General features: G+C 72.4%; 13 protein-coding genes. 9 read left to right on the forward strand and 4 right to left on the reverse strand.

Features of this window, described 5'->3' with window-relative positions; all coding sequences use genetic code 11:
• Positions 1-54: 54 nt before the first annotated feature.
• Entirely contained in the window at positions 55-942 is an 888-nt protein-coding gene (locus tag AC069K_RS22300; RefSeq protein ID WP_478618908.1) for a TIGR01777 family oxidoreductase, read from the forward strand.
• Between the two features lie 287 nt (positions 943-1229).
• Positions 1230-2582 carry an NAD(P)/FAD-dependent oxidoreductase gene (locus AC069K_RS22305; protein WP_365110076.1) on the forward strand — a complete coding sequence of 451 codons (1353 nt, stop codon included), beginning with the start codon at positions 1230-1232 and terminating at the stop codon, positions 2580-2582.
• A 357-nt stretch (positions 2583-2939) separates the two neighbouring features.
• Here AC069K_RS22305 and AC069K_RS22310 read toward each other — a convergent pair whose 3' ends face one another.
• Positions 2940-4406, reverse strand: coding sequence for an NsdA family TPR-like regulatory protein (locus tag AC069K_RS22310; protein WP_358834219.1), 1467 nt, complete (start codon positions 4404-4406; stop codon positions 2940-2942).
• 209 nt (positions 4407-4615) lie between these two features.
• Between AC069K_RS22310 and lipB the strand changes: the two genes are divergently transcribed.
• The 4 genes from lipB to AC069K_RS22330 all read left to right on the forward strand — a co-directional run bounded on the left by lipB (position 4616) and on the right by AC069K_RS22330 (position 7754).
• On the forward strand, positions 4616-5422 hold the full coding sequence (lipB, locus tag AC069K_RS22315; RefSeq protein ID WP_365110079.1) for a lipoyl(octanoyl) transferase LipB: 807 nt from the start codon (positions 4616-4618) through the stop codon (positions 5420-5422).
• Between the two features lie 126 nt (positions 5423-5548).
• Positions 5549-6580: a lipoyl synthase gene (gene lipA / locus AC069K_RS22320; RefSeq protein ID WP_478618913.1), complete on the forward strand. Its 1032-nt coding sequence runs from the start codon at positions 5549-5551 to the stop codon at positions 6578-6580.
• Positions 6581-6832: 252 nt separating this feature from the next.
• Positions 6833-7036, forward strand: a complete 204-nt coding sequence (locus AC069K_RS22325) for an SCO2195 family GlnR-regulated protein (protein ID WP_358834222.1) — start codon at positions 6833-6835, stop codon at positions 7034-7036.
• Positions 7037-7055: 19 nt separating this feature from the next.
• Positions 7056-7754 (forward strand): DUF4191 domain-containing protein, encoded by a 699-nt coding sequence (locus AC069K_RS22330; RefSeq protein ID WP_358834223.1) that lies wholly within the window; start codon positions 7056-7058, stop codon positions 7752-7754.
• Between the two features lie 249 nt (positions 7755-8003).
• Here the strand turns inward: AC069K_RS22330 and AC069K_RS22335 are convergent, their stop codons facing one another.
• The gene (locus AC069K_RS22335; RefSeq protein WP_478618918.1) at positions 8004-8471 is read right to left on the reverse strand and encodes an RDD family protein; all 468 of its coding nucleotides are present in this window, start codon (positions 8469-8471) and stop codon (positions 8004-8006) included.
• Positions 8472-8713: 242 nt separating this feature from the next.
• Between AC069K_RS22335 and glnA the strand changes: the two genes are divergently transcribed.
• The gene (glnA, locus tag AC069K_RS22340) at positions 8714-10123 is read left to right on the forward strand and encodes a type I glutamate--ammonia ligase (protein ID WP_358834225.1); all 1410 of its coding nucleotides are present in this window, start codon (positions 8714-8716) and stop codon (positions 10121-10123) included.
• Between the two features lie 261 nt (positions 10124-10384).
• Here the strand turns inward: glnA and AC069K_RS22345 are convergent, their stop codons facing one another.
• Complete coding sequence (locus AC069K_RS22345; RefSeq protein WP_365110092.1) at positions 10385-10666, reverse strand: hypothetical protein; 282 nt, start codon at positions 10664-10666, stop codon at positions 10385-10387.
• A 127-nt stretch (positions 10667-10793) separates the two neighbouring features.
• Between AC069K_RS22345 and AC069K_RS22350 the strand changes: the two genes are divergently transcribed.
• Positions 10794-11153, forward strand: a complete 360-nt coding sequence (locus AC069K_RS22350; protein ID WP_478618923.1) for an arsenate reductase family protein — start codon at positions 10794-10796, stop codon at positions 11151-11153.
• Between the two features lie 134 nt (positions 11154-11287).
• Here AC069K_RS22350 and AC069K_RS22355 read toward each other — a convergent pair whose 3' ends face one another.
• Complete coding sequence (locus AC069K_RS22355) at positions 11288-12223, reverse strand: Gfo/Idh/MocA family protein (protein WP_478618926.1); 936 nt, start codon at positions 12221-12223, stop codon at positions 11288-11290.
• A 206-nt stretch (positions 12224-12429) separates the two neighbouring features.
• Between AC069K_RS22355 and glnII the strand changes: the two genes are divergently transcribed.
• The gene (glnII, locus tag AC069K_RS22360; protein ID WP_358832875.1) at positions 12430-13458 is read left to right on the forward strand and encodes a glutamine synthetase; all 1029 of its coding nucleotides are present in this window, start codon (positions 12430-12432) and stop codon (positions 13456-13458) included.
• The last annotated feature ends 215 nt before the right edge of the window (positions 13459-13673 follow it).

Here is a 13673-nt window from a genome sequence, read left to right on the forward strand (position 1 = left end):
AAGCATGGTTTCCGCCCCGGACCGGGGCACCCTCCAGCATCGGGAGAAGGCGGCATGCGGATCGCGATCGCGGGCTCGACCGGGCTCATCGGCACGGCGCTGGGCCGGTCGCTGCGGGCGGACGGGCACGAGCTGGTCCCTCTCGTGCGGCGTCCGGCGCGGACCGCCGACGAGGTCGAGTGGGACCCGCGGCGCCAGTACGTGGACGCGGCGGGGCTCGCCGGCTGCGAGGCGGTGGTCCACCTCGCCGGGGCCGGGGTCGGGGACCACCGGTGGACGGACGCGTACAAGAAGGAGATCCGCGACAGCCGGGTGCTCGGCACGGCCGCCCTCGCCGAGGCCCTGGCCTCGCTCGACCGGCCGCCGAAGGTGCTGCTGTGCGGCACGGCGATCGGCTACTACGGCGATACGGGCACGCGCGCGGTGGACGAGGAGGCGCCGCCCGGCGACGGTTTCCTGGCGCGGGTGTGCGTGGAGTGGGAGGAGGCGGCGGCCCCGGCGCGGGAGGCGGGCATCCGTACGGTGTTCGCGCGCACCGGGCTGGTGGTGGCCCGCGAGGGCGGCGCCTGGGGCAAGCTCTTCCCGATCTTCCGGGCGGGGCTCGGCGGGCGCCTCGGCGACGGCCGCCAGTACTGGTCGTTCATCTCCCTGCACGACGAGATCGCGGCCCTGCGGCATCTTCTGGACACCCCCGAGGTGTCGGGCCCGGTGAACCTGACGGCCCCGGAGCCGGTCACCAACCGCGAGGTGACGGCGGCGATGGCCCGGGTGCTGCGCCGGCCGGCGCTCTTCCCGGTCCCGGCCCCGGCGATCCGGCTGGCCCTGGGCGAGTTCGCCGAGGACGTCCTCGGCAGCCAGCGGGTCCTCCCCCACCGCCTCCTGGAATCGGGCTTCAGATTCGCGTTCCCGGAGATCGAGGGGGCGATCGGGGCGGCGGGGTAGAGGTCCGGGAGGCGGGGTAGGGGCCCGGGGAGCCGGGGTAGGCGTCCGGGAGGCGTGGGGGAACACCGGCGTTCCCCTCGCGGAGAGGCTCTCGTACGCGCCTCGCGCCGCCCGGCCGAAAGGGCACCGGCGCACGCGTCGCGGCGCCGTGCATCCGTGCCCGGTCGTGTGCGCGACCCACGGAATCGACCGCGCTTTCTAGTCTCTCTCTCCGAACTCCTGCATTTCGTGAACCTGTTGGGGGCATGAGGCCTCCACCAAGCCGCGCCGACCTCAGGGAGGGGCACGTGCTCAGCACCGCACACCATGCGGACGTCGTCATCGTGGGGGCCGGGCTCGCCGGCCTGTCAGCGGCTCACCAGCTGACCGGCGCGGGGGTCTCGGTCATGGTCCTGGAGGCCGCCGGGGAGGTGGGCGGCCGCATGTCCACCGAGCACCTCGACGGCTTCCGCCTCGACCGGATCGGCCAGTTGCTCTCCACCTCGTATCCGGAGCTGACGCGCACGCCCGGCCTGGACGGCCTGGCCGTGAGCGCGTTCGCGCCCGGGGTGCTCGTCCACAGCGCGGGCCGCCACTACCGGGCGGGCGTACCGAGGAGCGCGCGGGGCGCACTCGCCACGGCGCGCGCCCTCGCGAGCGCCCCCAGGGGAGGCACCCGGGGTGCGCCCAGGAGCACCGCGCGGGGCGCCGCCACCCCGCTGGGCGGCCCGCTGGACCAGGCCCGCCTCGGCGCCTCGCTCGCGCGCCTCGCCGCGACGCCCGTGGAGCGGCTGCTCGCCCGGCCCGAACTGCCCATCGGGACGGCCCTCCAGACCCGGGGCCTGCCCGCCAGGACCCTCGACGGGTTCGTCCGCCCGCTGCTCTCGGCGCTGCTCTGCGACCCGGACCTCACCACCTCCAGCCGGTGCGCCGACCTCGCCCTGCGCGGCTTCGCGCGCGGCCGGCTCTGTGTGCCGACGGGGGGCGCGTCGGTGCTGCCCGAGCTGCTGGCTGCGGCACTGCCGCCCGGTACGGTCCGCAGCGGCGTCAAGGTCACCTCGGTCGCCACGACCGCCGTGACCACCGCCGACCACGGCGTGATCGGCTGCCGCTCGCTGCTGCTGGCCACCGACGCGCGCGCCGCCTCCGAGCTGCTGCCCGGGCTGCGGGTGCCGCCGTTCCACCCGGTGACGGTGGTGCACCACACGGCCCCCGCGCCCCCGCTGGCCGAGCCCGCGCTGCTGCTGGACGGGGACGGGGGCGGGCCGGTGGCGCACACGGCGGTGATGAGCGAGGTCGACCCGGCGCGCGCGCCGCGCGGGCGGGCGCTCATCAGCTCCACCGTGCTCGGCCCGCCGCCCCCGGACCTGGAGACCTCGGTCCTGGCCCATCTGGGACGGCTGTACGGCACGTCCACGGCGGACTGGGACCTGCTGGCGGTCCGGCACACCCCCGAGGCGGTCCCGGCGATGCCCGCACCGCACGACGTACGCCGCCCTGTGCGGCTGCTGGCGGGCCTGTACGTGTGCGGGGACCACCGGGACACCAGCACGGTCCAGGGCGCCCTGTACTCGGGCCGCAGGGCCGCCCACGCCCTCCTCTCCGACCTGGGCCTGCGCCCCGCTACCCCCAAGCCCAAGGCGATGAGGCCGGCAGCCTGACCCGACCGCCTGCGGCGCGCGGGCGGGGTTGTCGTCCACGAACCGTGGGGGTGCCTGCGGCGCGCGGGTGGAGATTTCGTCCGCACGCCGTGGGGGTGCCCTGCGGCGCGCGGGTGGCGATTTCGTCCGCAGGCCGTGGGTGGCTGGTCGCGCAGTTCCCCGCGCCCCTGGCTAGTTAGGGGCGCGGGGAACTGCGCGAGCAACCCACCACGGCCTGCGGACGAAGACGGGTTAAGGGGCGCGGGGAACGGCGCGACCAGCCCACCACGGTCCGCACACGAAGACGGGTTAAGGGGCGCGGGGAACGGCGCGAGCAACACACCGCACCCCGCAGACGCCCCCGGGCAAAACAGCGCCCTACCCGAGCGCCGCCACCCGGTCGCGATACGTCCGCACCGCCGCCGCATCCCGATACGGCTCCAACCGCCGCTCGAAGTCCCGCACATACTCGACCGCCCGCACCGACCGCATCTCGCTCGCCTGCTGCGCCGCCTCCGCGGCCAGCGCGCACGCCTGGTCGAGCTCCCCGAGCCCGAGCCGGGCGCACGCGAGCACCACCCGGCAGAAGAGCCGGGACCGGGCGTACGCCGGAGCGCGCAACTGCAAGGAGCGCTCGGCGTGCTGCGCGGCCGCCCGGTACTGCTGGAGGTCCCGGTGGCAGTGCCCGAACTCGTCCGCGAGCTGCGCGTCGTCGAAGAACCGCGCCCAGTGCGGCACCTCGTCCCCCGGCCGCGCCGCCTCCATCGCCCGTTCCGCCCGCACCAGCGAGGCCGTGCACGCCCGGATCTCGCCGAGCACCCCGTGTCCGCGCGCCTCCACGGAGTGCAGCAGTGCCTGCACCACGGGCGGCGCCGATGACCCGACGCCCTGCTGGGCGACCCGGGCGAGCTGCACCGCCTCCCGGCCGTGGCCGAGGTAGACGGCCTGGCGGCTCATGGTGATCAGTACGTACGACCCGTAGGCCCGGTCGCCCGCCGCCTGCGCGAGGCGGAGCGCCTGGACGAAGTACCGCTGCGCCAGACCGTGCGCGGCGATGTCGTACGAGGTCCAGCCCGCGAGGCGGGTGAGGTCGGCGGCCGCCGCGAAGAGCCTGCGCCCGATGTTCTCGCCGTAGCTGCCGCGCAGCATCGGCTCGGCCTCGTGCTCCAGGTAGCGCACCAGGGCCTGGCGGGCGTGGCCGCCGCCGTAGGCGTGGTCCAGGGTGCGGAAGAGCTCCCCGACCGAGCGCAGGGCGGCGATGTCGCCGCTGGTCACCCGTTGTCCGGGGCCGCGCTCCGAGCCGCGCTGCCGGGGCACGGCGGGCCGGCCCTGGCTGGGGATGCGGGGGCCCGCGGCGGCCTGCTCGCCCGCGAAGCGCGGGGAGGGGTCGCCGTGGCCCACGCGTTCGTCGGCCCTGCCGATCAGCCAGTCCCGGCTGGGCACCACGAGCCCGGCCGGGGTGAAGGCGATCTTCCGGAGCTCGACGTGGCTGCCGGAGTCCTTGCGCCACAGGCCGCTGACGATGTCGACGGCCTCCTCCGGGGTCGCCGCGAACTCCAGCCCGGCGTACACCGGCGCACACGCGTCGAGCCCCAGGTCCTGGGCCGAGAGTCTGCGCCCCAGGCGCCGGGTGAACACCTCGGCGATCAGCGCGGGGGTGGTACCGCGTGGCTGCTGCCCGCGCAGCCACCTTGTCACCGACGTCTTGTCGTACCTCAGGTCCAGGCCGTGTTCCAGCCCTAGCTGGTCCACGCGGCGCGCTAGGCCCGCGTTGGAGAATCCGGCCTCCGCGATGAGCGCGGCGAGCTGTCGGTTGGGTGTGCGCTGCGCGGGTCGTTCCGTCATCAGCTGTGCGATCTCCTGCCTTCCGGGCCAAGCGGGCAGCCCTCATGGAACGGGGGGAATTTAGCGGCCAATAACGCCCTGACCGCCGCCTTCGCCCCGCATTCATCCGATCGTGTGAGGAGGTGCCGTTTCTGCCCGCCGCACGCTGCCGTCGAACGCGGTCGTACAGTGGCTGAGGCGCATGGATGCACTTGGGTGAGGAGCCGGGCGTGAACGAGCTGCGATTTGTCCGACTGGGTTTCGGTGACGACGCGGTCGAGTACCAGGAGGCCTGGGACGAGCAGCGGCGGGTGCACGCGGCCCGGTTCGCCGACGAGATCCCCGACACCTGTCTGCTCCTGGAGCATCCGCCGGTCTACACGGCGGGACGGCGCACGGATCCCAGCGAGCGCCCCCTGGACGGGACGCCGGTGGTGGACGTGGACCGGGGCGGCAAGATCACCTGGCACGGCCCGGGGCAGCTCGTCGGCTACCCGATCCAGAAGCTGCCGCGCCCGGTGGACGTGGTCGCGCACGTGCGCCGCCTGGAGGAGGCCCTGATCCGTACGGCCGCCGACTTCGGTCTGGAGACCACCCGGGTCGAGGGCCGCAGCGGGGTGTGGGTGCTGGGCGAACCCCAACAGGCCGCCGCGCAGCGCCCCAGGCCGGGCGGCCTCTCCCTCGACTTCGACCCGCGGCTCACCGACGAGGAGTTCGACCCGCGCCTGAACGGCCCGGAGTACGCCCCCTCGAACGCGGGCCAGCGCCGCGAGGACCGCAAGCTCGCCGCGATCGGGATCCGCGTCGCCAAGGGCGTGACCATGCACGGCTTCGCGCTCAACGTGAACCCGGACAACACCTGGTTCGACCGGATCGTGCCGTGCGGCATCCGGGACGCGGGCGTGACCTCACTCTCGTACGAACTGGGCCGCGAGATCACGATCGCGGACGTCCTGCCGGTCGCCGAGAAGCACCTCCGGGAGATCCTGGAGAACGCGGACCTGGCGCCGCGCGAGATCGAGCGGGCTACCGCCTAGTACGCCGGGGCGCGTCCGGAAACGGGAATGCGCCCCTCTGGCCAGGGGTTGGCCAGACGTAATGCCACGCAAATAACGGGCGTACCCTGGTGTCCGCCGAAGAATCGAAGTCATAGGGAGCACGTCGTGTCCGCAGTCGCACCCGACGGACGCAAGATGCTGCGCCTGGAGGTCCGGAACAGCCAGACCCCCATCGAGCGCAAGCCCGAGTGGATCAAGACCCGGGCGAAGATGGGCCCCGAGTACACCAAGATGCAGAGCCTGGTGAAGAGCGAGGGGCTGCACACGGTCTGCCAGGAGGCGGGCTGTCCCAACATCTTCGAGTGCTGGGAGGACCGCGAGGCGACCTTCCTCATCGGCGGCGACCAGTGCACGCGGCGCTGCGACTTCTGCCAGATCGACACGGGCAAGCCCAAGGCGCTCGACCGTGACGAGCCCCGCCGCGTCGGCGAGTCCGTGGTCACCATGGACCTGAACTACGCCACGATCACCGGCGTCGCCCGCGACGACCTGGCGGACGGCGGCGCCTGGCTGTACGCGGAGACCGTGCGCCAGATCCACGCGCAGACCGCGGAGCGCGCCGAGGGCCGCACCAAGGTCGAGCTGCTGGCCCCCGACTTCAACGCGGTGCCCGAGCAGCTGGCCGAGGTCTTCTCGTCCCGCCCCGAGGTCTTCGCGCACAACGTCGAGACCGTGCCCCGCATCTTCAAGCGCATCCGCCCCGGCTTCCGCTACGAGCGCTCGCTCGACGTCATCACCCAGGCCCGTGACTACGGCCTGGTGACCAAGTCGAACCTGATCCTCGGCATGGGCGAGACCCGCGAGGAGGTCAGCGAGGCGCTCCAGCACCTGCACGACGCGGGCTGCGAGCTGATCACCATCACGCAGTACCTGCGGCCGTCGCTGCGCCACCACCCCGTGGAGCGCTGGGTGAAGCCGCAGGAGTTCGTGGAGCTGAAGGAGGAGGCCGACGAGATCGGCTTCTCCGGTGTGATGTCGGGCCCGCTGGTCCGCTCCTCGTACCGGGCCGGCCGGCTCTTCCAGCAGGCGATGGAGCGCCGGGGCGCGAAGGCCGCCGCCACGGACCCGGCCACCGGGGTCGCTGCGGCCGCCGGGACCGCCGCTGCCGCTCCCGCCGTGGGTGCCGTCGGCGTGTGAATTCGCGCACAAAGTATTACCGGTCGGTAATGGCCGATTCGACGCGGTTCCCGCGCCCTTCGCAGGTAGGAGGGGCGCGGGGGCCGCGTCGCCGTTTCTTCGGCGGGCGTCAAGGTTTCATTGCCGTTTGACCGTCCGGACACGCCCTGGTAACACCAGTCAGTGACGCTGTCTTCACGCACCGCGCACGCTCCCCGTGTGTGCGCCCGCGTGCACGCCCCGCTGCTGTCCCGTCCTAGGGAGGACCCCACGATGCAGTCCGCGACGACCGTACGCGCCACCGCGCTCCCGTCCGTCACCGACGCACTGCGTGCCATGGAGTCCGTCCTGCTGGCCGCCGGCCAGCGCACGGCCCGCCGCAACGCCTGGACGGCGGTCCTGGAGGACCGCCGCCGCGCCAAGGACCGGACCGAGGCCCAGCACGTACTGGAGGCCGTGGCTAGCCGTCGGCCCTGAGCCACGTAAACTTCGCTTCATGGCGAGGAAGGAAATCGCAGACACTACTGCGAACACCGGGCGACTGAAGCAGATCGCCCTCACGTACAAGATGACCCGCAAGGCCGACTCCAAGGTCGGTCTCGTCGTCGCGGCAGTCGGAATCGTCACCTTCGGTGTCTTCCTCGCGCTCGGGTTCCTGATCGGTCACCCCATCTACCTGGGCATCCTCGGCTTCCTGCTGGCCTTCCTCGCCATGGCGATCGTCTTCGGACGCCGTGCCGAGCGCGCTGCCTTCGGGCAGATGGAAGGACAGCCGGGGGCCGCGGCCGCGGTGCTCCAGAACATCGGCCGCGGCTGGACGACGACCCCGGCGGTGGCGATGAACCGCAGCCAGGACGTCGTGCACCGGGCGGTCGGCAGGGCCGGCATCGTGCTGGTGGCCGAGGGCAACCCGAACCGGGTGAAGTCGCTGCTGGCGGCCGAGAAGAAGAAGATGGCGCGGATCGTGGTGGACGTCCCCGTCCACGACGTGGTGGTCGGCGACGGAGAGGGCCAGGTGCCCCTGAAGAAGCTCCGCACCACGCTGCTGAAGCTCCCGCGGGTCCTGGCCGGGCCGCAGGTCACCGCGGCCAACGACCGGCTGCGCGCGATGGGCGACCTCATGAGCAACATGCCGCTTCCCAAGGGGCCGATGCCCAAGGGGATGCGGATGCCGCGCGGCGGGAAGGCGCGCTGACGCTCCGCTGGGGCGAACGGGTAAGGGGCCCGGCAGAACCGAGAGGTTCTGCCGGGCCCCTTCCTTATGTACGCGGGCGTGTCCGGCCGCGGGCCGGATGTGGCTGGTCGCGCAGTTCCCCGCGCCCCTGAAAGGGCGGCCCTCCGGGCGCCCCCAGGGGGTTGCCGGATCCGGGGCCGCCGGATCGGGGTTGCTGGATCGGGGTTGCTGGATCCCGACCCGGATCGGGGTTGCCAGATCCGGACGTTGCTAGATCCGGACCTGGATCGCTCGCGCCAAACGGTCGTGGAGGCCTCGGCTGTCGCGGTCCCAGACCAGGGCCGGGACGGCGAGGCACAGCAGCACGCTGCGCAGCAGGGCGCGCGGGAAGCTGAGGCGCCCGCCGCCCTCGGCGATGAGGCGCAGGCGCAGGAGGCGCTTGCCGGGCGTGGCGCCGACCGTGCCGACGGTCAGGACGCTCATCACCAGGAAGACGACGAGCGCCCAGTTGTTGGTGAGGTGGAGCTGGCGGTGCGCGAGCAGCCCGTATGCGATCAGGGCGCTCACCGACCAGTCGATGAAGATGGCGCCGAAGCGCCGACCCAGGGGGGCGATGGCGCCCGGCCCCTCCTCCGGCAGACCGAGCTGCTCGCCCCGGTAACCGAAGTCGACGCCCATCTCCTCGGCCGCCGCCTTGGGCCCGGAGAGCCACGATCCGATTGCTTGCCTGTTGTCCACGCTTCCACGGTACCGGCCGGTGTTCGCGCCCCCACCCCCGGGATGGCCCAGAGGACCAGGTATATCCGATTTGTACGGGTCCTGATGTGACCCCTGCCCGGGTCCCGGTTAACTTGGGCGAAACAAACGGGTCACGCTTGAGAAATCCCGCCTGCCTATGGTCGGGTCCAGCGTGTGCCACCGCACTGGCCGCACCACGAGCTACAACCCCGTCTCCCCCGGACGGGAGTAGGAGGAGTTGGATGTTCCAGAACGCCGACGACGCCAAGAAGTACATCGCGGACAATGACGTCAAGATGGTCGACGTCCGGTTCTGCGACCTTCCCGGCGTGATGCAGCACTTCACGATCCCGGCGACGGCGTTCGACCCGGCCGAGGAGCTGGCGTTCGACGGTTCGTCGATCCGCGGCTTCCAGGCGATCCACGAGTCCGACATGGCGCTGCGCGCCGACCTGTCGACCGCGCGCCTGGACCCGTTCCGCCGCGACAAGACGCTGAACATCAACTTCTTCATCCACGACCCGATCACGGGCGAGCAGTACAGCCGCGACCCGCGCAACATCGCCAAGAAGGCCGAGGCCTACCTCGCGTCGACCGGCATCGCGGACACGGCGTACTTCGGCCCCGAGGCCGAGTTCTACGTCTTCGACAGCGTGCGCTTCGAGACCTCGGCGAACCAGGGCTTCTACCACATCGACTCCGAGGCCGGCGCCTGGAACACCGGTGCGGAGAACGACAACCGCGGCTACAAGGTCCGCTACAAGGGCGGCTACTTCCCGGCCCCGCCGGTGGACCACTTCGCCGACCTGCGGGCCGAGATCTCCCTGGAGCTGGAGAAGTCCGGCCTCCAGGTCGAGCGCCAGCACCACGAGGTGGGCACGGCCGGCCAGGCGGAGATCAACTACAAGTTCAACACGCTGCTGGCCGCGGCCGACGACCTGATGCTCTTCAAGTACATCGTGAAGAACGTCGCCTGGCGCAACGGCAAGACCGCGACCTTCATGCCGAAGCCGATCTTCGGTGACAACGGCTCCGGCATGCACGTCCACCAGTCCCTGTGGACCGGCGGCGAGCCGCTCTTCTACGACGAGCAGGGCTACGCGGGCCTGTCGGACACCGCCCGCTACTACATCGGCGGCATCCTCAAGCACGCCCCGTCGCTGCTGGCCTTCACCAACCCGACGGTGAACTCCTACCACCGCCTGGTCCCCGGCTTCGAGGCCCCGGTCAACCTGGTGTACTCGCAGCGCAACCGCTCCGCCGCGATGCGCATCCCGATCACGGGCTCGAACCCGAAGGCCAAGCGCGTCGAGTTCCGCGCCCCGGACCCGTCCTCGAACCCGTACCTCGCCTTCTCGGCGCTGCTCCTCGCCGGCCTGGACGGCATCAAGAACAAGATCGAGCCGGCCGAGCCGATCGACAAGGACCTCTACGAGCTCGCCCCCGAGGAGCACGCGGGCGTCCCCCAGGTCCCCACCTCCCTCCCGGCGGTACTGGAGGCCCTGGAGGCCGACAACGAGTACCTCCAGGCGGGCGGCGTCTTCACGTCCGACCTGATCGAGACGTGGATCGACTACAAGCGCACGGCGGAAATCGCCCCGATCCAGCTGCGGCCGCACCCGCACGAGTTCGAGCTGTACTTCGACATCTAAAGAGCGCGAGCGGGTGAGCCGGGGCCAGACCCCGGGAACCCGCCGCCAGACGCGCGAGTGAGGGCCGCCATTCCCCGAGGATGACGGCCCTCACGTGTACCCGCGAGGACATGGGCCCCGTGGGGCGCCGGTGTGACTCCTGGACAGGCCCGCGAGGGGACCCCACGCCGGCGAGGCGTTGGCGATCGCTCCGAAGAGCGGACGCGCGAAGCCCTCCGTGAGTGCCGCGCCCCATTTTCCCCCGGGCGCGGCACCCCCGCGTCAGCGGCCCGAGCGGAGCAGGGCCCGGACCATTCGGCATGTCGTGTCCGACGGCGGGTGTACGCCGATCAGCTCCGCCGTGCTTCGTATCTTGCGGTTGGGCGCGTGCTCGGGCTGGTAGACCCCGGTGTCGAGCAGCGCGATGGCCAGGCGCATCGCCTTGAGGCGCCTGTTGTGCGTCTCGTACCACACCCGCGGGCGTCCGGCGGGCAGCGGTACCTTCTTCAGGGACATCAGGGACAGCTGTTGCGGGGCGCGCGACGTCAGTACGGCAGCGGCCATGGGCATCCTCCTGGGCTGTCGGGAACCCTCACGAACTGCCTCGATTTTACTGCCCACCACTGACAATCGCCGCTGGTCGGACGGTCTTTGAGCAGGTCACAGGGGTACCGGCGGTACCGTGTCCCCCATGGAGATCTGGATCAACCCCGCCTGTTCCAAGTGCCGCAGCGCCGTCGACCTGCTGGACGCCGAGGGCGCCTCGTACACCGTCCGCCGCTACCTGGAGGACGTGCCGTCCGAGGACGAGATCCGGGCCGTGCTCGACCGGCTCGGACTGGAGCCGTGGGACATCACGCGCACCCAGGAGGCCGAGGCGAAGGAGCTCGGGCTCAAGGAGTGGCCGCGCGAGGACGGTTCCCGAGGGCGCTGGATCGCCGCGCTCGCCGCACACCCGAAGCTCATCCAGCGTCCGATCATCACGGCGGATGACGGGACGGCGGTGGTGGGACGCACCGAGGAGGCGGTACGGGACGCGCTCTCCCGGTGAGACCTGGGGCGGGCACGCCCGCCCCCGCCTGTCAGCCCGCCCCAGCCTGTCAGCCCGCCCGGCCTGTCAGCTCGCCCGACCGTCAGCCCGCCCCGCCCCTCAGCCCGTCCCCCCCTCAGCGCACCCCCTCCCCCTCACCCGTCCCCCAACTGCCGTTCCGCCTCCGCCAGCAGTTCGCTCACCCGCGCTCCGAACCCCGCGTCGCACGGGTGCGGTTCCCCGCCCCGGGCCGCGGTCACCAGCGCGTCCAGCGCCGCCGCGAACGCCTCGGCCGCGCCGCCCCAGTCCGGGAGCCGCTCCGCGCCCCGCTCGCCCAGGAGTTCCACGCCCACCCCCGCCACGGCCTGGGGCGCGGCGAAGCCCAGCGTCACCGTGGCGGAGGCGCCGGAGGCGTGGCGCAGGATCAGATGGACGGTGTCGTCGGGGCCGGGCGCGGCCGTCACCCGGGTCACCTCGCCGAGCACCGGCAGCAGCACCGACAGGACGTGCGGGCCGACGTCCCACAGCGCGCCCTTCTCCCGGCGCCAGGGCGAGGCGGCGTACGGGCTCGGGGCGGCGCCGGGGGTGAAGAGCGAGCCGAGCCAGTGCGCGTGCGCGGTGAACCAGCCGTCCGACGCGGCCCGCCGGTCGATCCACCCGGCCGTACCCGGGGCGAAGCGCAGGGTGAAGAAGACCACGGAGGCGACCTGGGCGCGGCGCGCCGCCTCCGCGACCTCGCGCGCCCGGGCCGCGTCCGTGGCGACCGGCTTGTCGAGCAGCAGGTGGCAGCCGGCCCCGGCCGCCCGTACGGCGAGCGGTGCCTGGACGTCCGGGGGCAGCGCGAAGGCGACCGCGTCGCACGCCGCGAACAGCTCGTCCACGTCCTCGTACACGGGAACGGAGTGCTCGGCGGCGAGTTCGGCCGCGGCTTCCCGGCGGCGTCCCCAGACCCCGGCGAACGCGACGTCCGGGTGCGCGGCGAGCGCGGGGGCGTGGGTGGCGGCCGCCCAGGGGCCGGTGCCGAGGAGGCCGACACGGAGGGGTGCGGGGCGGGCTGCGGGGGCCGGTGCGGCGCCGGATACGTCGGTCATACCGATCAGTGTGCTCGTCGGCCGCTGGGGAAACCCATGGGGTCACGGACGAAACCCGGGTAACACCGGGTTCACATGCGGGCAACGGACGGGAAATCCCGGGATGTGAGGCTGCCCCCAGCAGCCCGGACGCCCCGCACGGCGCCGGCGGCCCCGCCGCACCGCGGCTCCCGCACCACCAGCAGCTCCCGCAAAGGATGGCTTCCGTGACGTTCAAGGCTGAGTACATCTGGATCGACGGCACCGAGCCGACCGCCAAGCTCCGCTCGAAGACCAAGATCATAGCGGGTGTGCCGGACGGCGCCGAGCTGCCGGTGTGGGGCTTCGACGGCTCCTCCACCAACCAGGCCGAGGGCCACGCGTCCGACCGGGTCCTGAAGCCGGTCTTCTCCTGCCCGGACCCGATCCGCGGCGGCGACAACCTCCTCGTCCTGTGCGAGGTCCTGGACATCGACGGCACGCCGCACGCCTCGAACACGCGCGCCCAGCTGCGTCCGGTCGCCGAGCGGTTCGCCGCGCAGGAGCCCATCTTCGGCATCGAGCAGGAGTACACGTTCTTCGACGGCGCCCGCCCGCTGGGCTTCCCCGTCGGCGGCTTCCCCGCCGCGCAGGGCGGCTACTACTGCGGTGTCGGCGCCGACGAGATCTTCGGCCGCGAGATCGTCGAGAAGCACCTCGACCACTGCCTCGCCGCGGGCCTCAGCATCTCCGGCATCAACGCCGAGGTCATGCCGGGCCAGTGGGAGTTCCAGGTCGGCCCGGTCGGCCCGCTGGAGGTCTCCGACCAGCTGTGGATCGCGCGCTGGCTGCTCTACCGCACGGCCGAGGAGTTCAACGTCTCCGCGACGCTCGACCCGAAGCCGGTGAAGGGCGACTGGAACGGCGCGGGCGCGCACACCAACTTCTCCACCAGGGCGATGCGCGAGGGTTACGACGCGATCATCACCGCGTGCGAGTCGCTCGGTGAGGGCTCCAAGCCCATGGACCACGTCAAGAACTACGGCGCCGGCATCGACGACCGCCTGACCGGTCTGCACGAGACCGCCCCGTGGAACGAGTACTCCTACGGCGTCTCGGACCGCGGCGCCTCGGTGCGCATCCCGTGGCAGGTCGAGGTGGACAAGAAGGGCTACATCGAGGACCGCCGCCCCAACGCGAACGTCGACCCGTACGTGGTGACCCGGCTGATCGTCGAGACCTGCTGCACGGGCCTGGAGAAGGCCGGCCAGGTCTGAGCCGTCCGCCGTGCTTCCGAGGGCGCCCCCGCACACGCGGTGGGCGCCCTCCGGGCTTGGTGGCAGGGCGAGTTCCGGCCATCGTGCGGCCGATTCCCGTACCGGTGTGGGGGAGGCCACTGCTCGCCGCCGGGGGCGTCTGGTTCAATATGCGCATGGCCAGCCATCCGAACCCCGCGACAGGTCGCAGCGACCTGGAACCGTTCTGGCCGTCC

The sequence above is a fragment of the Streptomyces sp. NPDC043908 genome, from assembly GCF_056435525.1.